This is a genomic window from Pseudoxanthomonas mexicana (genome assembly GCF_046736355.1).
Taxonomy (GTDB): Bacteria; Pseudomonadota; Gammaproteobacteria; order Xanthomonadales; family Xanthomonadaceae; genus Pseudoxanthomonas_A; species Pseudoxanthomonas_A mexicana_B.
Genome location: NZ_CP157201.1, coordinates 3,311,938 through 3,335,282 on the forward strand (window position 1 = coordinate 3,311,938; position 23,345 = coordinate 3,335,282).

Sequence of the window (23,345 nt, forward strand, 5' to 3'; positions counted from 1 at the left end):
AAGCCGGGCCACCACTGCTGGAGATCGGGCAGGCTCACCGGCGTCCCGCCATCAGTTCGAGGTAGCGCCGCCGCGCCAGCGGCCGCAAACGCGCCAGCACGCGCGCATCGACTTCGCGCCGGTAGCCGCCGTCCAGCAGCAACCGGCCCTCCTCGCCCGTGAACCCGCCCCTGCGGCCGTCGAGGAAGCGCAGCCAGTCCTCGCCCTGCAACCGATCCGCGCCGGGGTCGACCCTGCGCGCGGCACGGCGCAGCAGTTCCGACAATGCGGCCACCTGCGCGGCGGGCTGCGGCTGCGCGCAGGCCGCGTCGAACAACCGCAGCCAGCTGCGCCGCGTGCGCCGGCGCCGCCACAGCCAGAATCCCAGTCCTGCCAGCAGCAGCGCCAGCGCCGTGGCGACGAGCCACACGCCCGGCGGCGGCGGCCACAGCGACGGCGCCGCCGGCACCCGCACGTCGCGCAGGATCAGGGTCGGATCCGCCATCACGCCACCTGCGGCTGCGCGGCGCCGTTGAACAGCGGCAACCATTCGTGGCCTTCCGATTCAGCGGGCAGGGCGACGGCGCGCACGCCGCGCCGCGGCAGTTGCGCCAGCGCGTCCTGCACGGGCCGCTCGAAGGCGGCGAGCCAGGCCTGGCGCTGGCGCGGATCGGCCATGTCCAGTTCGATGCGCTCGCCGGCCACCGCGAAGGGCAGCAGCGCCTGCGGCGGCTCGCGTTCGAGCGCGTCGGTCGGCATCGCCACGAGGACGGTGTGGTGGGCGGCCAGCGCGGACCAGCGCATCGCCGGCACGCCGGTTACGCTGCGCGGATCGGCCAGCACCAGCAGGCGCGAACCCGGCCGCAGCAGCCGGCCGGCATGGTCCAGCGCCACCGACAGGCCGGCATCGTCGGCCGGCGGCTGGCGATACCAGCGCACCAGCGCATCGAGCACCCGCAGCGCCCCGCGCATGCCCGAGGCCGGCCGCACTGGCGGTTCGCGCAGGCTGCCGCGCAGGATCGCCACCCGATCGCCCTCGGCCACCGCCGCCCATGCCGCCAGCGCGCCGGCGCGCGCGGCCTGCACCGACTTGAAGCGCACGCGCGTGCCGAAGTACAGCGACGGCGCGGTGTCGGCGACGATCAGCGTCAGCCGCTCGCGCTCGGCCTGGAACAGCTTGGTGTGGGTGCGCCCGCTGCGCGCGGTCAGCCGCCAGTCGATGTGGCGCACGTCGTCGCCGGCCACGTACTCGCGCGACTCGGCGTACTCCATGCCGCGCCCGCGCAGATGGGACTGCGCCGGACCCGCCGGCCCGTGGCGGCCGCGCCGGGCCGGCGGACGCCGCTGCGCCAGCGCCTTCAGCGCGATCAGCTCGGCCAGCGTCGGCGCGATGCCGTCGCCGGAAGGCGGCGGCCGGTTCCCGCCTTCATCGCGCGACCTCGCGCTCATCGTTGCGTGGCTCCATCAGGCGGGCATGCCTGCCTGCTTGCGCGCACGGCGGCTTGAGGGCGTCTTTTGAGTATCCGGATTTCAACGTTCGAGCGGATAACCGGACGATTTGCGATTCCTTCTCCCGCTTGCGGGAGAAGGTGTCCCGAAGGGACGGATGAGGGCGCTTCTACACTCCTTTGACGTTCCCCAAACGTCTTCGTGGTGACAGGCGCTTCACCCCGCAAGCGCGGGAAGGAAGAGCGCCCCCGCACTCGAATCCGGCCATCCATTACTTGTTTGTTCGCGGCGACGAAAGCCATGCACGCGTGCGCCGCCGCCAGCGCATCCGGACCGCCTGGAGACATCCAGGGATGCGTCGATACCCGCGGCCCGCATGGATTTTCCATCGCCGTCACCGGTTCACGGCTTTCAGGGCAGGGGCACGCGATCGAGCAGCGCCTGCACCAACCGATCGCCGTCCCAGCCCTCGGCGGTGGCCTCGTAGCTGGGCAGCACGCGGTGCCGCAGCACGTCGGGCGCGATCGCGCGCACGTCCTCCGGCGTGGCGTAGTCGCGCCCGGCCAGCCAGGCATGCGCGCGCGCGCAGCGTTCCAGCGCGATCGAACCGCGCGGGCTGGCGCCCCAGGCGATGCGCCGCGCCAGTTCGGCGTCGTAGCGCGCCGGATCGCGCGAGGCCAGCACCAGTTCGATGATGTAACGCTCCAGTTGCGGCGCCACGTGCAGTTCCAGCACCGCCGCGCGCGCGGCGAAGACGTCCTCCAGCGGCATCCGCTCGTGCGCGGCGTGGGCCGGTTGCAGCGCATCGCGCGCGCGTTCGCGCGCCAGCCGCAGGATCTCCGCCTCGGCCGCCGCCTCCGGATAGCCGATGCGCACGTGCATCAGGAAGCGATCCAGTTGCGCCTCGGGCAGCGGGAAGGTGCCTTCCTGCTCGATCGGATTCTGCGTGGCCATCACCAGGAACAGCGCCGGCAGCGGATAGGTGTGCCGCCCCACCGTGACCTGCCGCTCGCCCATCGCCTCCAGCAGCGCCGACTGCACCTTGGCCGGCGCGCGGTTGATCTCGTCGGCCAGCAGGATCGGATGGAAGATCGGTCCCGGCAGGAACTCGAAGCGGCCTTCCTGCGGCCGCCACACCTCGGTGCCGGTCAGATCCGCCGGCAGCAGATCGGGGGTGAACTGCACCCGCGCGAAGTCCGCCTGCAGCCGCCCGGCCAGCGCGCGGATGGCGGTGGTCTTGGCCAGTCCGGGCGCGCCCTCGACCAACAGGTGCCCGTCGGCCAGCAACGCAACCAGCAGGCGATCGATCAGCGCCGCCTGGCCCACAATGGTGGCGGCGAGATCCGAGCGCAACTGCTGGAAGGCGGCGTGCGGATTTCCGGTGCTCATGCGTCGATCGCCTCCATCGCCAAAGCTGGCCGCGGGGCGTTCCGTTTCGGATTCGTTGGGATTCATGCCCCGATTCTGCCGCATCGGCGCGGCCTTGGTTCAAGCATCCGCTCACGGCGTTCCCGACAATTCAGCTTGTCGTCGCGCCCTTCGGAAGAGTCGCCGCGGCTCCCGCCTTCATCCCGAAAAGCGACAGGGCCGCAACCGCGGCCCTGTCGTCAATCTGCATCCGGGTGGTCTCAGCGCTTGACCGAGAGCACCTTCGGCGTCACGAACACCAGCAGTTCCGCCTTCTCCTTGCTGCGGCCCTTACGCTTGAACAGGTTGCCGAGGAAGGGGATGTCGCCCAGGAACGGCACCTTGGCCACGCTGCTGCGGTCGGTGAACTCGTACACGCCGCCGATGACGACCGTCTGTCCGTCCTCGACCAGCACGGCGGTATTGATCTCGCGGCGTGCCAGTTCCGGCACCGAGCCGAAATCGCCCAGATCGATGAAGCGCAGCACCTCGTCCTTCTTGACGTTCAGCGACAGGAAGACGCGGTTGTCGTTGGTGATCGTCGGCACGACCTTCAGTTCCAGCAGCGCTTCCTTGAACTCGACAGTGGGTGTGGCAATACCGGTACCGCTGCCGGTCACGGTCAGGTAGCCGACTTCGCGGCCCTGCTTGATGACCGCCTCGCGCTGGTTGGTGGTGACCAGGCGCGGATTGGAGATGACTTCGCCGCGGCCTTCTTCCTGCAACGCCGACAGTTCGACGTCGAGCATGAAGCCCGCGTTGAGGATGGACAGCGCCAGACCGGCCGGGTTGCCCAGCGTGTAGCCGGAGGCCGGCAGGTTGACGTTGAGATCGCGGCTGGCCTGGAACGTGGGTTCGCCCGCCATCACCGCGTCGGCACGCGACTGCGCATTGGCGCCCGAGGCCGAGACGCTGCCGCCGAAACCGAGCGAGCTGCGATCGCCCGGCTTACCCGACGCGCCGCTGATGCCGAAACGCGCACCCAGATCACGCGCGAAACTGTCGGTGGCGATGACGATACGGCCTTCGATCAGCACCTGATCCACCGGTCGATCGATGACCGCGATCAGCTCGCGCATCTGCGCGACCTTCTTCGGGATGTCGCTGATCATCAGCGTGTTGGTGCGCTCGTCGGCGACGATGCGGCCACGCGGCGACAGGAAGCCGTTTTCCTGGTCCTTGTCCTGGCTCTGGTTCTGGTTGCCAACGCCCTTGGCCTCGGTAATGGCTTTGAAGATGGCCGAGGCGTTGTGGTAGTTGATCTGGATGTAGTCGGTGATCAGATCCTGGCGGTTCTCGATCGCGATGCGCGCGTCTTCCTTGTCCTGCTCGAACTTGGCCAGTTCCGGCTGCGGGGCGACCCAGACCACGCCGCCCTCGCGGCGCTTGTCCAGGCCCTTGGCGCGCAGCACGATGTCCAGCGCCTGGTCCCACGGCACGTTGACCAGGCGCAGGGTCACGTTGCCCTCGACGGTGTCGGAGGCGACGATGTTGAGGTTGGATTCCTCGGCGATCAGCTGCAGCACGGTGCGCACCGGCACGTCCTGGAAGTTGAACGTCACCGGGCGGCCGCCGTAGCGCTGCACGGAGGCGGCGGTGCCGGCCGCCTGCGCGCCCGCCACCGCGGTGGCGGTGGCGGTGTTGCCCGAGCCCATCGCCGCGCGTTCGCTGCGCGGCACGATCTCGACCACGTACTCGTTGCCGGTCTGGTAGGCCAGCGACTCGAAGGCACCACGCGTGTTGAGCACCAGTTGGGTGCCCTCGCCCTTGCCGTGCGCATCGATGCGCTGCACCGGCGTGGCGAAGTCGACCACGTTGAGCTGCTTCTGCAGCGCCTTGGGCAGCTGCACGCTGCCCAGGTCGACGATGACGTCGGAACCCTGGGTGCGCAGGTCCGGGCTGGCGCCGGCGCGATCGAAGCGCAGGATCAGCCTGCCGGCGCCATCCTCGCCGCGGCGGAAATCGATGTTGGAAACCGACACCGCACTGGCCTGGTGCTGCGCCTGTTCGGTGGCCGGGGTCGCCGGGCTGGCGCTGGCGAGCCCCGCGCCGGCCATCAGGCCGATCGCCAGTGCCAGGGTGCAGACCCGGAAGGTGGCCAAAGGCCGGGCGGGCCGCAGGCGTTGGGCGTTCGAAGCGGTCATCGTGTTTCCCCTAATCATTTGATCTGATCTTCAAGCGCAATCGATGCGGGCCTTTCCAGCCAGCCGCCCGCGCCATCCGGCACCAGTTCCACAAGCTCTATGCCGGTCTCGCTGACGGCGGTGACGCGGCCGTCGCTCTGCCCCAGGTAGGCGCCGGGCCGGACGCGGTAGGTGACCTTGTCCGGCGCCATCACCAGGGCGATCAAACCGGGTCCCCGTCCCAGCGTGCCGACCATGTCCAGGCTGTCCAGCGGGTACTGTTCCAGCGTTTCCTTGCGCCGGTTCGGATCCGGGCGCAGGCCGGCGGCGTCGGTGTTGTTCCAGGCGCTGGTGAACGGGTCGCGCAGGGCCTGGGCGGCGTACTCGAAGGTCTCGAACTGCTGCATCACCGGCAGCGGATCCAGCGGCGGCGCCGGGCGGGCGCGGACGTCGTTGACCCACTTCTCCAGGTTGGGCGCCTCGCCGGGCGTGCTGGTGATGCCGCGGCCGCAACCGGCCAGCATCACGGCGACGCCGGCCAGCGCGCAGGCGCGGACGAAACGGCTGTTGCGCGGACTCATGCGCCACCTCCCGTGGCCTGGCCGGCAGCGGCAGCGGCCGCGGCCTTCTCCTGCTCGGCGGTTTCTTCCTCGTCCAGGTAGCGGTAGGTCTTGACCGTTCCCGACAGTTCCAGGGCGCCGCGGCTGACGATGCCGGCCTTGGGATCCTTGGGCTTGAGCGAGATGTCGTGCATGGTCAGGATGACCACGCGCGGCAGCGAGGCCACGCCGCTGACGAAGGCGCCGAACTGGTGGTAGTTGCCGACCATGCGCAGGGCGATCGGCTTCTCGGCGTAGAACTCCTTCGGCGATTCCGGGCCCGGCTGGAACAGCTCGTTGGCCAGGCCGCTGGACAGCGCGGTCTGCGAGATGTCGATGATGAGGTCGGGCATCTCGGTGCGGCTGGGCAGCTGGCGCAGCATCTGCTGCAGCACCTGCTCCATCTGCGCCAGCTGCTGCTTCAGCGGCTCCAGGTTGGAGGCGCGGCCCTGCTTGTCCTCGAAGTCGGCGCGCAGTTCGCGCTCCTGCCCTTCCAGCCGCTGAAGTTCCTCGCGCTTGCCGCTGATCAGCAGGAACCAGGCGATGATCAGGATGAACACCGTGACCAGCACGCAGAAGACGACCTTGGCGTTCTGCGGCCAGGCGCCGATGTTGTTGAAGTCCAGGTTCTTGATGGAGGTTTTCTTCTGGCTCATGACGCGCTCCCCGGCGTGGTCGAGGCCGCGGCCGGTGCAGTTTCAGGTGCGGGCGCCGGCGGATTCTCCACGGCCGGCGCCTCGGCCGGGGCCGGGGTCGCCGCGGCGTCGGCCGCCGGTACGCTGCCCGTGGCCTCGATCGCCGCGGCCGGGTCCTGGCCTTCCGGCGTCGCGTTGGGGTTGGCCAGGTGGACCTGCAGGTTGAACACGTAGGGCAGCGTGCGGGTATCGCCGACTGGGACCGGCGTCTTGGCGTCCTCGGCCTTGGCCTCGATGATCGACAGGTCCGGCTTGGTCATCCAGCCCGATCCCTCGAGGTTGCGCATATAGGCGCTGACCCGCGCGTTGGACTGCGCGCGGCCCTCCAAGGTCAGGATCTCGCCTTCCTGCTTGATGTTGGTCAGGATGACGCCGTCGGGGATGGTGCGCACCAGCGAGTCGAACAGATGGACCATCTGCGAGCGGTTGGCCTGCAGCTGCTCGATGACCTTCTTGCGCGCCAGCAGGCGGTCCTTCTGCTTGTCCAGCGCCTCGATCTCGGTGATCTGGGTCTCGACCTTGGCGATCTCGCCCTTGAGGAAGTTGTTGCGGTCGTTCTGGCCGTTGATCTGGCTGTTGTAGTGGAACCACAGCAGGCCCGACAGCACCACGCCGGCCAGCGCCGCGGCGCCGAGCATGCCGTAGAACTCGCGCTGACGCTGCGCGCGGCGCGCGGCGCGCCACGGGAGTAGGTTGATTCTTGCCATCAGTCGAAGCTCCTCAACGCCAGGCCGGTGGCGATCATCAGCGCCGGGGCGTCCTGCGCCAGGGCATGGGCCTGCACGCGCGGGCCGAGGGTCATCTGCGCCAGCGGGTTGGCCACGATGGTGGGCACGCCGAGCTGTTCCTCGACCATCTCCGGCAGCCCCTGCAGGGAGGCGCAGCCGCCGCCCAGCACGATCTGGTCGACGCGGTTGAACTCGCTGCCGGCATAGAAGAACTGCAGCAGGCGGCTGATCTGCTGGACGGTGGCTTCCTTGAACGGCTCCAGCACCTCGACCTCGTAGCTCTCCGGCAGCCCGCCCTGGCGCTTGGCCAGGCCGGCCTCCTCGTAGGTCAGGCCGTAGCGGCGCATGACCTCGTCGGTGAGCTGCTTGCCGCCGAACACCTGCTCGCGGCTGTACAGGCTGCGGCCGCGGCGCAGGACGTTGAGGGTGGTCATCGTCGCGCCGATGTCGACCAGCGCGACCACGCCGTCCTGCGGGATCGGCAGGTCGTCGGCCATCAGGGCGAAGGCGTTCTCGACCGCGAAGGCCTCCACGTCCATCACCTTGGCGGTCAGGCCGCCGAGTTCCAGCGCCGACTGGCGCAGCTCGACGTTCTCCGAGCGCGAGGCCGCCAGCAATACCTGCACCATCTCGGGGTTGTTGGGCATCGGGCCCAGCACCTCGAAGTCGAGGTTCACTTCCTCGATCGGGTACGGGATGTAGTTGACCGCCTCCAGCTCGACCTGGGCCTCCAGGTCGGCCTCGTCCAGTTCGGCCGGCATCGGGATGATCTTGGTGATCACCGCCGATCCGGCGACGGCGGCGGCGGCATGCTTGGCCTTGCTACCCGCGCGGGTCACCGCGCGGCGGATCGCCTCGCCCACCGCCTCGACCTCGACGATGTTCTTCTCCACCACCGCATTGGGCGGAAGGGGTTCGACCGCATAGTGATCCACGCGGTAACGGTTGCCGACGCGCGAAAGCTGCAGCAGCTTGACCGCGGTCGAACTGATATCGACGCCGATGAGCGGCGACTGGCTTTTTGGGATTAGCCCCACGGTATTTCCCCTTCCGACGGGCACTGGACGGACTTGCGTGCGCCCACATTAATAACCAACTTTTTACGCTTGGCAACCATCAGTGACCTGGCTGTGCTGCTTGTCACGGTTCACGAAGGTTGTTGCCCAAGCCCCTGTTTCCCCCGGGGTTCCCTCTCGGGAACCCCGGCGGCATCTATACTCTGCCGCCAAGAATTCTGCAATCGGAAAGCACCGGATGCCCCGTTTACGTCGCTTCCTGCGGTGGACGCTGATCACGTTTGCCGCCCTTGCCCTGCTCGGCCTGGCCGGCCTGGGGGTCCTGTACTACGTGGTCTCCTCCAAGGTGCCCGACGTGGAATCCCTGCGCAACGTCGAGATGCAGGAGCCGCTCTACGTCTACGCCAGCGGCGGCCAGCTGATCGGCCTGTTCGGCGAGACCCGGCGCTATCCGGTGGCCATCGCCGAGGTGCCGCCGCTGGTCCGGCAGGCCTTCATCGCCGCCGAGGACGCCAACTTCTACAAGCACAAGGGGGTCGATCCCAAGGGCGTGTCGCGGGCGATCTGGCAGGTGCTGACCAAGCGCGAGGGCCGCGTGGCCGGCGGCAGCACCATCACCCAGCAGGTCGCGCGCGAGTGGTTCCTCAGCTCCGAGTACAGCTATACCCGCAAGCTGGTCGAGATGATGCTGGCCATGCAGATAGAGAAGGACCTGAGCAAGGACGAGATCCTGCAGCTCTATCTCAACAAGAGCTTCTTCGGCAACCGCTCCTACGGCGTGGCCGCCGCCGCCGAGTACTACTACGGCAAGACCCTGGACCAGCTGACCCTGGGCGAGACCGCCACCCTGGTCAGCGCGCTGAAGTTCCCCTCCAGCGGCAACCCCATCAGCAACCCGGTGCGCAACAAGCAGCGCAGCGACTACGTGATCAACCGGATGCTGGAGGACGGCTACATCACCCCGGCCCAGGCTACGCAGGCCAAGGCCGAGCCGCACCACGCCAGGCCGCACGAGCGCCCCATCGAGGCCCACGCGCCGTACGTGGCCGAGATGGTGCGGCAGGAGATGATCGCCCGCTTCGGCGGCGACGTGCTGACCAAGGGCTACCACGTCACCACCACCCTGGACGCGCCGCTGCAGGCCGCCGCCGACGCGGCGGTGCGCAGCGGCCTGATCCTGTACGACCGCCGCCACGGCTGGAACGGGGTGGAGCGCCAGTTCGACGTGGCCGCCGACGCCGACGCCGGGGCGCTGGCGGGCCACCTGGCCGGCATCCCGGTCCAGGGCGGGCTGATCCCGGTGATCGTCGCAGGCACCGAAGCCGACGGCGGCATCACCGTGGTCCGCGCCGACGGCAGCGAACTCAAGCTGCCCGCCGCGGCCAGCCGCTGGACCGGCAAGACCCCGGCGCAGCTGTTCAAGCGCGGCGACCTGGCGCGCATCGAGGCCGGCAAGGAGGAAGGCCAGTTCCTGATCGGCCAGGTGCCGCGCGGGCAGGCCGCGCTGGTGTCGCTGGACGCCGACAACGGCGCGCTGCGCGCGCTGATCGGCGGCTTCAGCTTCGCCGGCAACAAGTTCAACCGCGCCACCCAGGCGCGCCGCCAGCCCGGCTCCAGCTTCAAGCCGTTCCTGTACGCGGCCTCGTTCGAGAAGGGCTTCAACCCGGCCTCGATCGTGCTGGACGCGCCGGTGGTGTTCCGCGATCGCCGCGGCCACATGTGGCGGCCGCAGAACGACGGCGGCGGCTTCCGCGGCCCGATGCGCCTGCGCGAGGCGCTGGTGCAGTCGCGCAACCTGGTGTCGGTGCGGCTGCTGGACGGCATCGGCGTGCCGTTCGCGCGCCAGTACATCAGCCAGTTCGGCTTCGACGAGGCCGAGCTGCCGCCCAACCTGTCGATGTCGCTGGGCACTGCCTCGCTGACCCCGTTGTCGATGGCGCGCGGCTACGCGGTGTTCGCCAACGGCGGCTCGCGGGTGACGCCGTGGTTCATCGACGAGGTCAAGGACCGCGAGGGCAACGTCATCTTCAAGGAGAACCCCGCCGTGGCCTGCCGCGCCTGCGGCGGAACCTCGGCCGGGGCGGCGGCGGCGGCCTCGCAGGTGGTGGACGGCTTCAACTTCGGCCCGACGCAGGCAGCCGCGCCGCCACCGTCCAGCGCGCCCGCGCCGGAGGAGCGCAAGCCGGCCGACCCCAACAGCGTCGCCGCGCCGCGCGCCATCGACGAGCGCACCGCCTACCAGATGATCTCGATGATGCGCGACGTGGTCCAGCGCGGCACCGGCACCGCGGCCAAGGTGCTGGGCCGCGAGGACGTCGGCGGCAAGACCGGTTCGACCAACGAACACCGCGACGCCTGGTTCGCCGGCTTCGGCGCCCACTATGCCACCGTGGTGTGGGTCGGCCGCGACGACTTCCGCTCGCTGGGCTACCGCGAATACGGCGGCAAGGCGGCGCTGCCGATCTGGATCGACTACATGCGGGTGGCGCTGAAGGACAAGCCGATCGCCGCCAACGATCCGCCCGAGGGCATGGTCCAGGTGACGCTCAACGGCGCGACCGAATGGATCAAGGTCGAGGACATGGACCGCATCCAGGACTACGACTACGGGCTGGAGGAAGCGGTGCCGGACGAGTCGGCGTTCGATATTTTCTGAGGGCCGGGAATCGGGAATCGGGAATCGGGAATCGGGAAAAGCGTATCGCCCTTGCCCGCTCCGGTTCCCCTTGGTCCCTGCCCCTAGCCCCTAGCCCCTAGCCCCTAGCCCCTAGTCTCTAGCCCCAGTCTCTAGCCTCCACCCTCACATTCCTTCATGTACAGTCGCCTCAGTTTCGACGCCGAGGCCTGCCATGCACCACGCCCGCCAGCACGCCGAAACCCGCACCCGCGAACGCCGCCTGCGGCTGGCCCACGAGGCCGCCCGGCTGATGGCCGAGGGCGGCATCCGCGACTTCCACCAGGCCAAGCTCAAGGCCGCCAGCCGGCTCGGCATCCACGACGACGCCTCGCTGCCGCGCAACCGCGAGATCGAGGACGCGCTGCGCCAGTACCAGCGCCTGTTCGCCGGCCCTAACCATGCGCAGGACCTGCGCCAGCGCCGCGAGGCGGCATTGCGCGCACTCGATTTCTTCCAGGCCTTCTCGCCGCGCCTGGTCGGGCCTGTGCTGGACGGCACCGCCGACGCCAACACGCCGGTACACCTGCACGCGCACAGCGACGACCCCGATGCGGTGGCGCGCTTCCTCGCCGAGCACCGCATCCCCGCCGAATCCAGCGCGCGCCGCCTGCGCATGGATCGCGATCGCGTTGCCGAGTTGCCGGTATGGGTGTTCAGCGCCGAGGACATCGGCTTCGACGTCACCGTGCTGCCGCACGACGCGCTGCGCCAGGCGCCGCTGTCCTCGGTGGACGAAAAACCGATGCGGCGCGCCTCGTCGTCGCAGTTGCGGCAGTTGCTGGCCGAGGAGGAGATCGCCGGCTACGAGACCCCCGGCTGACGGCGATGCCGGCCGACGTAGCCGAGCAAGCTCGGCTCAACAAAACGCTCCTCCTGTAGAGCGGAGCTTGCTCCGCTGCTCCCGGCTTCGGCACCCACGTAGCCGAGCAAGCTCGGCTCTACAAAACGCTCCTCCTGTAGAGCGGAGCTTGCTCCGCTGCTCCCGGCTCCGGCACCCACGTAGCCGAGCAAGCTCGGCTCTACAAAACGCTCCTCCTGTAGAGCGGAGCTTGCTCCGCTGCTCCCGGCTCCGGCACCCACGTAGCCGAGCAAGCCCGGCTCTACAAAACGCTCCTCCTGTAGAGCGGAGCTTGCTCCGCTGCTCCCGGCTCCGGCACCCACGTAGCCGAGCAAGCTCGGCTCTACAAAACGCTCCTCCTGTAGAGCGGAACTTGCTCCGCTGCTCCCGGCTCCGGCACCCACGTAGCCGAGCAGGCCCGGCTCTATAAAACGCTCCTCCTGTAGAGCGGAGCTTGCTCCGCTGCTCCCGGCTCCGGCACCCACGTAGCCGGGCAAGCCCGGCTCTACAGTCATTCCCCCGGACTTGGGTGAAGAACCAAAAGAAACGCCCCGCATCGGCGGGGCGTTCTTCGGACGACGCTTCGGAGGCGACCGGCTCAGCGCTGGTCGATGCCCTTGTAGTCGCGCACGTCGTAGCCGGTGTAGATCTGGCGCGGACGGCCGATCTTGGCTTCCGGATCGACCTGCTGCTCCAGCCAGTGCGCGACCCAGCCGGCGGTGCGGCCGATGGCGAACATGACGGTGAACATCTCGGTCGGGATCTTCAGCGCCTTGTAGATGATGCCGCTGTAGAAGTCGACGTTGGGGTAGAGCTTGCGCTGGATGAAGTACTCGTCCTTCAGCGCGGCCTCCTCCAGCCTCATCGCCACTTCCAGCAGCGGGTCGTCCACGCCCAGCTCGCCGAGCACCTTGTGGGTCATCTCGCGGATGATCCTGGCGCGCGGGTCGAAGTTTTTGTATACGCGGTGGCCGAAGCCCATCAGGCGGAAGCCCGATTCCTTGTCCTTGGCCTTGGCCACGGCCGAGGCGACGTTCTTGGCGTCGCCGATTTCCTCCAGCATCTTCAGCACCGCCTCGTTGGCGCCGCCGTGCGCCGGGCCCCACAGCGCGGTGATGCCGGCGGCGACCGAGGCGTACGGGTTGGCGCCGGTGGAGCCGACCAGGCGCACGGTCGAGGTGGAGGCGTTCTGCTCGTGATCGGCGTGCAGGATGAACAGCAGGTCCAGCGCCTTGGCCACGACCGGGTTGGTCTCCAGCGGCTCGCTCGGCACCTCGAACATCATGTGCAGGAAGCGATCGACGTATTCGAGGTTGTTGCGCGGGTAGCGGATCGGCCAGCCGATCGAATAGCGGTAGGCGGCCGCGGCCAGGGTCGGCATCTTGGCCAGCAGGCGGATGGCGGCCAGGCGGCGCTGCTCGGGATCGGTCAGGTCCAGGGTGTCGTGGTAGAACGCCGACAGCGAGGCCACCGTGCCGGCGAGCATTGCCATCGGGTGCGCGTCGTAGTGGAAGCCGTGCAGGAAGTTCTTCAGCGACTCGTGCATCATCGTGTGATGCGTGACCTCGTGTTCGAACGTGTCGAACTCGGCCTTGGTCGGCAGCTCGCCGTTCATCAGCAGGTAGGCCACTTCCAGGAAGCTGGAATGCTGGGCGAGCTGCTCGATGGGGTAGCCGCGGTACAGCAGCACGCCGTTGTCGCCGTCGATGTAGGTGATGGCCGACTTGCAGCTGGCGGTGGCGGTGAAGCCGGAATCGTAGGTGAAGAGACCTGTTTCCCTGGTCAGCCTGGAGATGTCGACGCAATCGTTGCCAAGCGTCGGTTTGAGGACCGGCAGGGCGATGTTCTTGTCGCCAGCGGCCAGCGTGACCTGGTCAAGTTCGGACACAGTGTGCGCTCCTTCGTGGGGGTGCGCCGGGCGCCTGCGCGGCCGGCGTATGACGGGAGTCCAGCGGTTGAACCGTGGATGCGGCGATTATCGCATAGGGCCGCCGGCGCGCACCCCGACCGGGACCAAAGTCGGACCAAAGTACAAGGGCGGGCGCGCCCGGCGCGCCAACGCAAACGGCCGCGCACAGGGCGCGGCCGTCGGGCGTCGCAGGGACGGAATTCCTCAGCGCGCGTAGCGCTTCTGGAACTTGTCGATGCGGCCGCTGGTGTCGATGACCTTGTGCTTGCCCGTGTAGAACGGGTGCGAAGCCGAGGAGATTTCGACCTTGATCAGCGGGTACTCGTTGCCGTCTTCCCACTTCGTCGTTTCCTTGCTGCCCAGGGTCGAGCGGGTCAGGAACTTGAAATCGGAGGTCACGTCGTGGAAGACGACTTCGCGGTAATTGGGATGGATGTCGGCCTTCATGGCGGGCACACCGTGTTGCGGGAAGGGAAGAGCGGCATTGTAGACCGCCCTGCCCGTCCGGCGCAAGCCGGGCCCGGTGAGGTCAGCCGGCCGCCAGCGCGGCCTGGACCAGCCCTTCGAACCGGGCCTGGTCGTAGCGCAGCAGGATGAGCGCATTGTCGGCCCGGCCCCCTTCCCGACGCCAGTCGACCACGCTGGCGCCGCGGGCGTGGCGGCCCGCCAGTTCGACCTCCAGTGGGCGCCCGGCCTGTTCCAGCGCCCCGTCCGGGGCCAGCGCCAGCGCCATCGCCAGCGCGTCGGCGGCGTACCAGTGGTCGCCGCGGCGGTCGTGCGACCACAGCCGGGTCTTCTCGGAGATGCCGGCGTAGAAGCGCGCACGCGGGCTGTCGGCGGCCAGCCAGGCGGCGACGCGGTCGTGGTGCAGGCCGTGGGCGATGGTGGCCTCCCAGTCGGCCAGTTCGATGCGCTCGAACGCCTCGAAGACCAGGTGCGCGGCTTCCGGGTCGAAATAGAAGTTGAATTCGGCCGCCGGGGTGATGTTGCCGTGGCCAGTCACCGCGCCGCCCATCACCACCAGGCGGGCCACGCGTTGCGGCAGGGTCGGGTCCAGCTTGAGCGCCAGTGCGATGTTGGTCAGCGGCCCCAGCGCGACCAGCAGCAGCCGCCCGGCGTGCGCGTGCGACAGGCGCAGGATGGCCAGCGCGGCGTGCTCGGCCTCGGCCTGGCGGGCGGGCGGCGGGTAGCCGACGTCGCCGAAGCCGTCCTGCCCATGCACGTAGCCGGCATCCGGCGCCGGATGCAGCAACGGCGCCGGCGCGCCAGCGAACACCGGCACGTCGACCCCGGACACCTCGCACAGCTTCAGCGCGTTGCGCACCGTGTGGCCCAGCCCGACGTTGCCGGCGGCGATGGTCAGGCCCACCACTTCGTGGGCCTCGTCGTTGAACGCCATCAGCAGCGCCAGCGCGTCGTCCACGCCCGGGTCGGTATCGATCAACAGCGGAATGCGTTCGCTCATGCTTGCCAGGTTCCTTCGCTCGGCCCGCGAGTCTGGCATCGCCGGCGCGGGCGCGGAAGATCGCGGGCCGGCTTTTTCTCTGCGCATGCCCACGAGGGCGCTCCAAGCGCCAGGCAACCCGCGCTACTCCGGCGCGGGCCGCGCCCAGCGCGCATAGGTCTGCGCCAGCCCTTCGCGCAGGCGCCGGTACTGCTCGGAGCCCGGCCGCACGCCGATGCGCGCCGCGACCCCGGACCAGCCCTCGGCATGGTCGCGCGACCACTCGCGCACGACGGCGCGGCAGGGCTGGCCCGCCACCTGGGCCAGCGCGCAGGCGAAATAGATGTCCGCCGAGGTCCAGTCCGGCTGCTTCATCATCGCCTCGACGTAGGCGCGCGGCACCGCGCGGTAGCGCGCCATCTCGTCGGCGAAGGCCTCCGGATAGCGCGCCGCATAGCGGTTGATGTCGAACAGGCGGCGATCGATCCAGGCATCGCCGCTGCTCGGCACGTACGCCACCACGTCGTCCTCGGCCAGGGGCGGCGCGGATGGCGGTTGCTGCGCCAGCGCCAGCGCCAGCGCCGGCGACGCGGCCAGCGCCAGAACCAGCAGGCATGGATTCATGCGGGAAGGGCGCGACGGCATCGCCGCATTGTGCCGCAGGCGTGCCGGGCCGCGGGCACGGGCCTTCAGTCGCACAGCGCCGCCTCGATGCCTTCCAGGACGGCCGGCAATCCGGCCGCCGACGACAGCGTGCGCAGGCGGTGCGCATCGTCGGCCACGCCGTGTTCGGCCTCGTGCGCCCAGGTCAGGTGGTACGGGATGTGCACGCCCCACCCGCCCAGCGCCAGCACCGGCTCGATGTCCGAGCGCAGCGAATTGCCAACCATCACGAACCGTTCGGCCGGCGCCTCCAGCTCGCGCAGCACGCGCGCGTAGGTGGCCGGGTCCTTCTCGGAGACGACCTCGATGCGGTGGAACACGTCGGCCAGCCCGCACTGGGCGATCTTGGCCTCCTGGTGGAACAGGTCGCCCTTGGTGATGAGGACGATCTCGTAGCGCGCGGCGACCTGCTCGACCGCCGCGCGGATGCCGTCGATCAGCTCGACCGGATGCTGCAGGGTCGCCCGGCCGATCTCCAGGATGCGGTGCAGGTCGCGCGCACCGATGCGCTCATCGGTCAGTTCGATCGCCGATTCGAGCATCGACAGGGTCATGCCCTTGGCGCCGTAGCCGAAGATGCGCAGGTTGCGCCGCTCCACTTCCAGCAGGTGCCGCTGCGTGCGCGCGTCGGTCAGGTCGATGTACCGGCCGACGACTTCCTCGAAGGCGCTCTCGGCGGCGCGGTAGTAGTCCTCGCTCTTCCACAGCGTGTCGTCGCCGTCGAAGCCGACCCACTGGATGCGCGTCGTCATCCGTCCTGCCTTGCGTTGCCGGGGGAAGCGAAGGATATCAGCCAGGCCGTCGCTCCCTTTCATCGTGCCCACGAAAGAGGGCGGCCTTGCGGCCGCCCCCGGGTGATGCCTTCAATGCCGCGGCATTACTTCTTCGGCTCGCCGTAGTTCTTCTCGACGAAGGACTTGTACTCGTCCTGGGTCAGGCTGCCGTCGGCATCGGCGTCGGCCTGGCTGAAGATCTCGGACAGGCCGGCGTTGGCGGCCGCTTCCTCGCGGCTGATGGTGCCGTCGCCGTTGCTGTCCAGATCGGCCCAGCCCTGCTGGCGCTGGCTGCTGGCGGTGTCGGCGCGCATGGCTTCCTGCTCGGTGGAACCGGTCGCCTGCTCGGTGGGATCGGTCTGCTGCGTGCGTTGCGGCTGCGGATCCTGCGCGTCCTGTGCGCTCTGCGCGAAGGCGGCCGGCACGGCCAGCGCGGCGGCCAGGGCGAAGATGCCGATCAGCGGTTTGCGGTTGTCATTGTTCATCGTCTTTGCTCCGTCGTGATGGGAGTGCGTGACTGTGGCTCGACGCACGGAGCCACGATGCAAATCGACGTCTGAACAAAAACATGCGCGCGAACCCGGCACTGCACGCGCGCTTAACCTGCGCGCGGAAAATCTCTGCTAGCCCGCCGTCAACGCCGCGTCACGGGCGGACGCGATGCGTAAGGCCTGCGTTATTTCAGGATTCAGCATTCGTTTTTTCTTCGTGCTGGCGCAAGTTTTCGCGCTGCGGTTTCTGGCTGAACCATCGCCAACCGATGACCACGCCGGCCAGTGCGCCGACCATTTCCAGCAGCACGCGCGCGCCCAGCGACTGCGGATCATGGATGCCCTGCAATGCCAGCCTGGCGTACAGCGGCGACTCCAGCTTCATCATGCCGAGGTAGAACAGGTTCCAGGCGTCGACGCCGGCGCCGATGACGACCGCAATCAGGCACGACCAGCCGATGGCATGGCCGATCGACAGGCCGGCGCGGCGGCACACCCGGCTCCAGAGCGCATAGATGATCACGCCGGCGAGCAGGGCGATCAGGCCGGCTTCCAGCGCGCCGAGCAGGCCCAGGTGCAGCGGCAGGTTCATGGGGGACGCGCTCCGGCGGGGGAATCGTACGGCGATGCCGGCGGCTGGAGGCCGCCGGCCGGACAGGAGATCGATCAGCGGCGATCAGGCGCCCGGGTCGTCCGCCTCGACCTGCACGCCGGTGGCGATGATGCGGTACTCGTGTTCCGGCACCTCGCCGGCGCGGGTGGACTCGCCCGCCATGTGCTCGCGCACCTGCGCCGACAGCGCCACGCGCCGCAACACGCCGTGCACGCGCGCCGGGCCGCGCACGTCCTTGGGGACGAAGAATTCGTGGTCGCCCAGCAGCACGCGTGCGGTGCGGCCCTCGTCCTCCAGCATCACCCAGCAGCCCTGCTTCTGGCAGACGTCGGTGATGCGGCCGCTGAAGACGCCGGTCAGTCCCTCCTGCGGCGCGGCCAGCGCCTGCGCCAATGGCGTGGCGGAACCGGCGGGCACCTCGGCGCCGTACTTCTCCGGCCCGGCGGCGAGCACGGGGGACGAGGCAAGCAGCAGCAGGGACAGCAACCAGGATCGGCGCATGGCGGAATCTCCAGGGTATCGGGAATCCGCAAGCATAACGCCCACGCCGGCGCCTCAGGCGGTGAGCGTGCGTTCCTGGTCGGGCAGTTCGCGCGCGCCGGCGGCGGCGGCGGCGCGACTGGCGTCCTCCAGCACCGCCTCGTCACCGCTCTCCAGCACCACCAGCACGCGCCCGGCCTCGATTTCCTGCTCGTAGTCGCGGCGCACCGAGCTGGGCACGGTCGAGCCGGCCAGCGCCCCGGACCAGGTGCCGACCGCCGCCCCGACCAGGGCGATCAGGCCGGCGCTGGCCAAGGTCACGCCCATCGTCGGGATGGCCACGGCGACCAGGCCGCCGAGCAGGCCGACCGCGCCGCCGCCGGCCGCGCCGCGCAGGGCGGCGGGGATGAAGTCGGTCGGCGTGGATTCCTTCTGCGAATCGGGGATCAGCGCCATCTCGATGTCCGAATGCGCCACCAGCGCGGTGTCGTCGGCGGCGATGCCGGCGCCGATGGCGGCGGCCAGCGCCTGCTCGGCGACCTGGATGTCGGGGGCGCTCAGTACTCGCCGTTTCATGGACGCTTCTCCTGCTGCAAGCCTGCCCGGACCATAGCGGCGTGGCCGCCTGCGGCAGGTGAAGGACTGCGCCGATCGTCGGTGCTGCGTCGCAACACGCAAGCGCGTAGAATCCGCGCTCCCCTTCGCAGCTATCGCACTTGGAGCATTCATGGGCCTGGACCATGTTTCCACCGGCACCAACCCGCCGGAAGAAATCAACGTCATCATCGAGATCCCCAAGGATTCGGAGCCGGTGAAATACGAGGTGGACAAGGAAAGCGGCGCGATCTTCGTCGACCGCATCCTCTCCACGCCCATGCGCTACCCGTGCAACTACGGCTACGTGCCGCACACCCAGTGCGGCGACGGCGATCCGGCCGACGTGCTGGTGGTGCTGCCGCTGCCGCTGATCCCCGGTTCGGTGATCCGCTGCCGCCCGGTCGGCGTGCTGCGCATGAGCGACGAGGCCGGCAGCGACGAGAAGCTGCTGGCGGTGCCGGCGGACAAGATCTTCTCCGGCTACACCCACATCAACGACATCGGGCAGGTCAGCCCGCACTGGCTGGAGCGCATCGGCCACTTCTTCGAGCACTACAAGGATCTGGAGAAGGGCAAGTGGGTCAAGCTGGACGGCTGGGGCAGCGCCGCCGACGCCAAGGCGGTGCTGCTGGACGCGATCGAGCGCTACAAGCGGCAGGGCTGAGCGCTGCTGCCAGCGCAAGATGAAGAAAGCCGCCTTCGGGCGGCTTTTTTCATGGGTGTCCGGATTCCTGAAGGGAGTGGATGCCTGGGCTGCACGCGTTCCTTGTTCCACTTGAGGCAAAGGGCTTGCCACCTGCGGTGCGCCGCAACGGGAAAGCGCGTGCGCCATCCACGCCAGGTCGCAAACGGCTGCCCCCATCCGCCCTTCGGGCACCTTCTCCCGCAAGCGGGGGAAGGGACTGGAATCCGCGCATCCCTTCCGCGATGCGCTCCAGTTCGCGTACCCCAAAAAAACTACGGCCCCTTTCGGGGCCGTAGCGTTTGCAACGACAGCGCGTGGATCAGAAGCGCTGGGTGTACTTGACGTACAGGAAGCGGTCGTAGTCGAAGCCGCCGTAGTACGGGTAGTCGCTGTGGCGGTACGACGAGTTCGAGAACATGAGCGGACCCTTGTGATCGAACACGTTGTTGGCGCCGACGGCGATGGTGGCGTTCCACGGCGCCTGGTAGCTGACCTGCACATCGTGGAAGGTGTTGGAACCGGTGCGGCGGATCGCGTCCGGCTCACCGTTGGCGTAGTGATCCGGCTCGGTGCACGGACGGGCGGTGACGCAGCTTTCCTTCATGCCCGAGTAGTAGCGCGAGGTCCAGTTGACCGCGAACTCGCCCAGCTGCCAGTCCACGCCCAGGTTCGAGCGCAGGCGGAAGATGCCCGGGTTGCCGACCGTGCCGATCATGATCTTCTCGCCGGCCGAGTTCTCGCCTTCCTCGTCGTAGACGCTGGTGTAGGTCGACTGCCAGTCAATGGCGAACTGGCCGAACGACAGCTCCGGCAGGCGGTACTTGACGCCCAGGTCGAAGCCCTCGGTCTCCATCGCGCCCAGGTTAGCCAGGCCGTAGAACAGGCTGCTGATGTGGCCGTCGTCGGCGCGCACGATGCCTTCGCAGCGAGCGGCGTTGCCCAGCACGTAGCAGTCGCGCAGGATGCGGTCGACGCTGTCCGAGATGATCATGTTCTTCAGCTCGTAGCGGTACCAGTCCATCGAGATGTCCAGGCCTTCCACCCAGCGCGGCGACCACACCAGGCCGACGGTCTTGCCCTTGGAGGTCTCCGGCAGCAGTTCCGGGTTGGAGCCGCTGATGAACTGGTCCGGCGTCTGGCACGGATAGGTCGTGCACGGCACCAGGCCCTGGCCCAGCTGCACGTAGCCCACCGGCACGCCCGCGCCGTTGCAGGCCGCGTTGCCGTTGACGCTGTTGACCGCGCCGGTGCCGCACGGGTCGGTGTACGACTCGAAGCTGGTGCCGATGCCGCCGTACAGGTTGTCGATGGTCGGCGCGCGGAAGCCCTCGGCGTAGGTGCCGCGGACCAGCAGCTCGTCGACCGGGCGCCAGGTGAAGCCGAACTTGCCGTTGGTGGTGTCGCCGAAGTTCGAGTAGTCGGAGTAGCGGCCGGCCACGTTGAAGGTCAGCTCCCTGGCGAACGGCACATCGGCCAGCACCGGGATGCTCAGCTCCATGTAGATCTCGTCAAGCGAGTACGAGCCTTCGGTCGTGGTCGCGCCCAGGCCGGTGCTCTCGCCCGACTGCGCGAACGCGTCCGGAACGAAGCGGCCCTGCTCCTTGCGGTGCTCGACGCCGACGGCGATGCCCAGATCGCCGGCCTGCAGTTCCAGCAGCGAGCCGGACAGGTTGGCGGTGTAGCTGGTGGTGCGGGTCAGGCCGGTGTCGGTAAACCACGGGAATAGGAACTTCTGCAGTTCCGGATCGGCCAGCGAACCCTGCCCGGCCACGCCGAACGGCAGCAGCGGGTTCCACGGGCGGCAGGCGCTCAGGGCGATCGGATCGGCGGCGGTGCCGCACTGGGCGACGCCGTCGGCGTTGATGAAGGACGGGCCCAGCGCCTGGCGCGAGGCGATCAGGCTCATGTCGCCGTGGCCACGCTTGGTCGACTGGTTGCGGTTCAGCAGCGCGCCGACGTCCCAATCCCAGACCTTGTCGCCGAGCTCGAAGAAGCCGTTGAAGCCGCCGGCGAAGCGGTAGGTTTCCAGCTCGCTGTGGGTGGTGCGCGGCACTTCCCACAGGCGGCGACGGAAGGCGGTGTCGTTGCCCGGCATCGGGTTGAACGCGCTGTCGGCGTCCAGCGGGGTGCCGAACGCGGCCGACTGGTACGGATAGCCGGCGATCTGCTGGTGCGTGGAGCGGTGGTTGTAGAGGACGTCGGCGTTGAAGCTGACGTTGTCGGCGATGTCGTAGTTGGCGTTGGCGAACACCGAACGGCGCTCGATGCCCGTGGACAGGAACATCTGCTCGTTCGAGTTGGCGTACTCGGCGGCCGTCATCGGGTGGTAGTCGGCGCGGTTGGCCGGGTTGCCGCCGGCGTTCAGCGTCCACCACACGGCCGAGGCGGCCGGCGTGCACGGATCGCAGAACGAACCGCGCTGGCTGACCGGGCTCCAGCCCGAACCCGGGTAGTCCGGACCGGCGTTGCCGTCCTTCGAGAACCAGCGGTCCTTGGCCGAGACCGGGTCTTCCTTCGAGTACTCGACCGACAGCGTCACGCCGCCGCGATCGCCGGCCGAACCCATCGTGAAGGAATACTGCTTGACGTCGCCGTCGCCTTCGCTGGACTGGCCGACGTAGGCCGCGGCCTCGGCGCCTTCATAGCGCTTGCGGGTGATGACGTTGACCACGCCGGCGATCGCGTCGGAGCCGTAGATGGCCGAAGCGCCGTCCTTCAGCACCTCGATGCGGTCGATGGCCGACATCGGGATCTGGCTGAGGTCCTGGTAGCCGCCGGTGGTGGCACCCAGGCGCTTGCCGTTGACCAGCACCAGCGTGCGGGTGGCGCCCAGGTTGCGGATGTCGACGTAGTAGCCGCCCACGTTCTCGCCCGAGGCCAGCGCCTCGGAACGGGCGATCGCCGGGGAGCCGGCGGAGGTGAGGTTCTGCAGCACGTCGGCGACCGAGGTGAAGCCCTGGCGCTCGATGTCCTGGCGATCGATCGTCACGATCGGCTGCTGGGTCTCCATGTCGGCGCCGCGGATGCGCGAACCGGTGACTTCAAGCCTGTCCAGCGTGGTGGTGCTCTGCGCCGGGGTGGCGTCCTGCGCCACGGCGAACGCCGGCGTCAAGGCGATGGCGATGCCGGCCGGCAACAGGCCGACGCGCCACGCGCCACGCAAACTGCGATGGTTCATTATCAATCTCTCCTCAAGGGACGTTAGGTGCGTGTTAAAACACCTTGCAAACTTACGTGCCGCCCCGCGCCGTCGCTTTGCGCGCTGCGCCCGATGACTTTGCCGAGTCTGTCCTCGCCTGTGACAGGCCGCTGCGGTAGGCGCTGGCGGAAACGCCGTAGCGCGCGCGGAACGCGCGGGCGAAGCTGCAGCAGTTGTCGAACCCCGAGGCCGCCGCCACCTCGCCGATCATCATCGTCGTGCTGCGCAGCAGTTCGGCCGCGTGCTCGATGCGCAGGCGCGCGGCGGCGGCCTGCGGGCTCTCGTCGTACAGGCTGTAGAACGTGCGCGAGAAGTACCAGCTGGAGAAGCTGGTCAGCTCGGCCAGCTCGCTGATGCGCACGACGCGGTCGCAGTTGCCCTCCAGGTACAGGCGCGCGCGCTGCAGGCGGCCGAACACCTGGCGCTTGCGGCTGCGCGAGCGCCCCGGGCAGCGCGCGATGCGCTGCGACAGTTCCTGCTGCAGGCCGGCCAGGTGCAGCAGCAGCGGCCGCAGCGCGGTCACGTCGGCCGTGCCGCCTTCGCCGATGCGGCGGCAGGCCTCGCGCCACAGGCGCAGGGTGATCAGCGCATCGTGCCGGCCCATGCGGCCGCGGCCGGCGTACAGGGCGCAGTCGGCGAAGCCGCCCAGCCGCCGCAGCGCCTCGGCATCCAGGGTCAGGCCGATGCACAGCCCGTGGCGATCGGCCTGGATCAGCGGGCGGGAATCCTTCTCGAAGGCGATCCACTGCCCGGCGCGCAGCCGGAACCGTCCCTCGCGCGCCTCGGCCCAGGCGGTGCCGCGCAGCTGCACCCACAGCGAGAACAGCTCCGCGCCGACCTGCGCGCTGCCCAGCCGCGCCACGCCGGCGCAGCCGTTCGTCTCGCCGGATTCAACGGATTCCAGCTTCAGCAGCTGGCCGCGATCACCCCAACGTCTTTGCTCCATCGTTCACTTCGCTTTGCCGTATCGGAGGCTGCGT

22 protein-coding genes are annotated in these 23,345 nt (G+C 69.0%); 3 read left to right on the forward strand and 19 right to left on the reverse strand.

Annotated elements, in window-relative coordinates; genetic code table 11:
* Positions 1-34: 34 nt before the first annotated feature.
* From AAG688_RS15295 to AAG688_RS15330, 8 genes are all read right to left on the reverse strand, one after another.
* Positions 35-484 carry a DUF4381 domain-containing protein gene (locus AAG688_RS15295; protein WP_411833045.1) on the reverse strand — a complete coding sequence of 150 codons (450 nt, stop codon included), beginning with the start codon at positions 482-484 and terminating at the stop codon, positions 35-37.
* Positions 484-1,428, reverse strand: a complete 945-nt coding sequence (locus AAG688_RS15300) for a DUF58 domain-containing protein (RefSeq protein WP_411833046.1) — start codon at positions 1,426-1,428, stop codon at positions 484-486. Before AAG688_RS15300 ends, AAG688_RS15295 begins: the two co-directional genes overlap by 1 nt.
* A 411-nt stretch (positions 1,429-1,839) precedes the next feature.
* A complete protein-coding gene (locus AAG688_RS15305) occupies positions 1,840-2,817 on the reverse strand; it encodes an AAA family ATPase (RefSeq protein WP_411833047.1) in 978 nt (325 codons plus the stop codon).
* A 239-nt stretch (positions 2,818-3,056) separates the two neighbouring features.
* Entirely contained in the window at positions 3,057-4,979 is a 1,923-nt protein-coding gene (locus AAG688_RS15310) for a type IV pilus secretin PilQ (RefSeq protein ID WP_411833048.1), read from the reverse strand.
* A gap of 14 nt (positions 4,980-4,993) precedes the next feature.
* Positions 4,994-5,539 carry a pilus assembly protein PilP gene (locus AAG688_RS15315; protein WP_411833049.1) on the reverse strand — a complete coding sequence of 182 codons (546 nt, stop codon included), beginning with the start codon at positions 5,537-5,539 and terminating at the stop codon, positions 4,994-4,996.
* Positions 5,536-6,213 (reverse strand): type 4a pilus biogenesis protein PilO, encoded by a 678-nt coding sequence (locus AAG688_RS15320; RefSeq protein ID WP_411833050.1) that lies wholly within the window; start codon positions 6,211-6,213, stop codon positions 5,536-5,538. Before AAG688_RS15320 ends, AAG688_RS15315 begins: the two co-directional genes overlap by 4 nt.
* Positions 6,210-6,959: a PilN domain-containing protein gene (locus AAG688_RS15325; RefSeq protein ID WP_411833051.1), complete on the reverse strand. Its 750-nt coding sequence runs from the start codon at positions 6,957-6,959 to the stop codon at positions 6,210-6,212. Before AAG688_RS15325 ends, AAG688_RS15320 begins: the two co-directional genes overlap by 4 nt.
* Positions 6,959-8,017 (reverse strand): pilus assembly protein PilM, encoded by a 1,059-nt coding sequence (locus AAG688_RS15330; protein ID WP_411833052.1) that lies wholly within the window; start codon positions 8,015-8,017, stop codon positions 6,959-6,961. The genes AAG688_RS15325 and AAG688_RS15330 overlap by 1 nt, the downstream gene beginning before the upstream one ends.
* A gap of 217 nt (positions 8,018-8,234) precedes the next feature.
* Between AAG688_RS15330 and AAG688_RS15335 the strand changes: the two genes are divergently transcribed.
* A complete protein-coding gene (locus AAG688_RS15335) occupies positions 8,235-10,652 on the forward strand; it encodes a penicillin-binding protein 1A (protein ID WP_411833053.1) in 2,418 nt (805 codons plus the stop codon).
* A gap of 193 nt (positions 10,653-10,845) precedes the next feature.
* Complete coding sequence (locus AAG688_RS15340; protein ID WP_411833054.1) at positions 10,846-11,493, forward strand: hypothetical protein; 648 nt, start codon at positions 10,846-10,848, stop codon at positions 11,491-11,493.
* Positions 11,494-12,109: 616 nt separating this feature from the next.
* On the opposite strand, the gene AAG688_RS15345 is transcribed toward AAG688_RS15340, so the two are convergent.
* The 9 genes from AAG688_RS15345 to AAG688_RS15385 all read right to left on the reverse strand — a co-directional run bounded on the left by AAG688_RS15345 (position 12,110) and on the right by AAG688_RS15385 (position 18,460).
* Positions 12,110-13,399, reverse strand: a complete 1,290-nt coding sequence (locus AAG688_RS15345; RefSeq protein ID WP_411833055.1) for a citrate synthase — start codon at positions 13,397-13,399, stop codon at positions 12,110-12,112.
* A 225-nt stretch (positions 13,400-13,624) separates the two neighbouring features.
* Positions 13,625-13,867 (reverse strand): type B 50S ribosomal protein L31, encoded by a 243-nt coding sequence (locus AAG688_RS15350; RefSeq protein ID WP_162336762.1) that lies wholly within the window; start codon positions 13,865-13,867, stop codon positions 13,625-13,627.
* Between the two features lie 82 nt (positions 13,868-13,949).
* Positions 13,950-14,885, reverse strand: coding sequence for a nucleoside hydrolase (locus tag AAG688_RS15355; protein WP_411833056.1), 936 nt, complete (start codon positions 14,883-14,885; stop codon positions 13,950-13,952).
* 123 nt (positions 14,886-15,008) lie between these two features.
* Positions 15,009-15,488 carry a hypothetical protein gene (locus tag AAG688_RS15360; protein WP_411833057.1) on the reverse strand — a complete coding sequence of 160 codons (480 nt, stop codon included), beginning with the start codon at positions 15,486-15,488 and terminating at the stop codon, positions 15,009-15,011.
* Between the two features lie 65 nt (positions 15,489-15,553).
* Positions 15,554-16,279, reverse strand: coding sequence for an HAD family hydrolase (locus tag AAG688_RS15365; RefSeq protein ID WP_411833058.1), 726 nt, complete (start codon positions 16,277-16,279; stop codon positions 15,554-15,556).
* 125 nt (positions 16,280-16,404) lie between these two features.
* Complete coding sequence (locus AAG688_RS15370; RefSeq protein ID WP_411833059.1) at positions 16,405-16,785, reverse strand: EF-hand domain-containing protein; 381 nt, start codon at positions 16,783-16,785, stop codon at positions 16,405-16,407.
* A 196-nt stretch (positions 16,786-16,981) separates the two neighbouring features.
* The gene (locus AAG688_RS15375; RefSeq protein WP_411833060.1) at positions 16,982-17,383 is read right to left on the reverse strand and encodes a hypothetical protein; all 402 of its coding nucleotides are present in this window, start codon (positions 17,381-17,383) and stop codon (positions 16,982-16,984) included.
* A gap of 84 nt (positions 17,384-17,467) precedes the next feature.
* The gene (locus AAG688_RS15380) at positions 17,468-17,905 is read right to left on the reverse strand and encodes a DUF4920 domain-containing protein (protein WP_411833061.1); all 438 of its coding nucleotides are present in this window, start codon (positions 17,903-17,905) and stop codon (positions 17,468-17,470) included.
* Between the two features lie 54 nt (positions 17,906-17,959).
* A complete protein-coding gene (locus tag AAG688_RS15385) occupies positions 17,960-18,460 on the reverse strand; it encodes a hypothetical protein (protein WP_411833062.1) in 501 nt (166 codons plus the stop codon).
* A 151-nt stretch (positions 18,461-18,611) separates the two neighbouring features.
* Here AAG688_RS15385 and ppa point away from each other — a divergent pair, with 151 nt between their 5' ends.
* On the forward strand, positions 18,612-19,145 hold the full coding sequence (gene ppa, locus AAG688_RS15390; RefSeq protein ID WP_411833063.1) for an inorganic diphosphatase: 534 nt from the start codon (positions 18,612-18,614) through the stop codon (positions 19,143-19,145).
* A 340-nt stretch (positions 19,146-19,485) separates the two neighbouring features.
* On the opposite strand, the gene AAG688_RS15395 is transcribed toward ppa, so the two are convergent.
* Together AAG688_RS15395 and AAG688_RS15400 are read right to left on the reverse strand one after the other, a co-directional pair.
* A complete protein-coding gene (locus tag AAG688_RS15395) occupies positions 19,486-22,344 on the reverse strand; it encodes a TonB-dependent receptor plug domain-containing protein (protein ID WP_411833064.1) in 2,859 nt (952 codons plus the stop codon).
* Positions 22,345-22,396: 52 nt separating this feature from the next.
* Entirely contained in the window at positions 22,397-23,311 is a 915-nt protein-coding gene (locus AAG688_RS15400) for a helix-turn-helix domain-containing protein (protein ID WP_411833065.1), read from the reverse strand.
* Between the last annotated feature and the right edge of the window lie 34 nt (positions 23,312-23,345).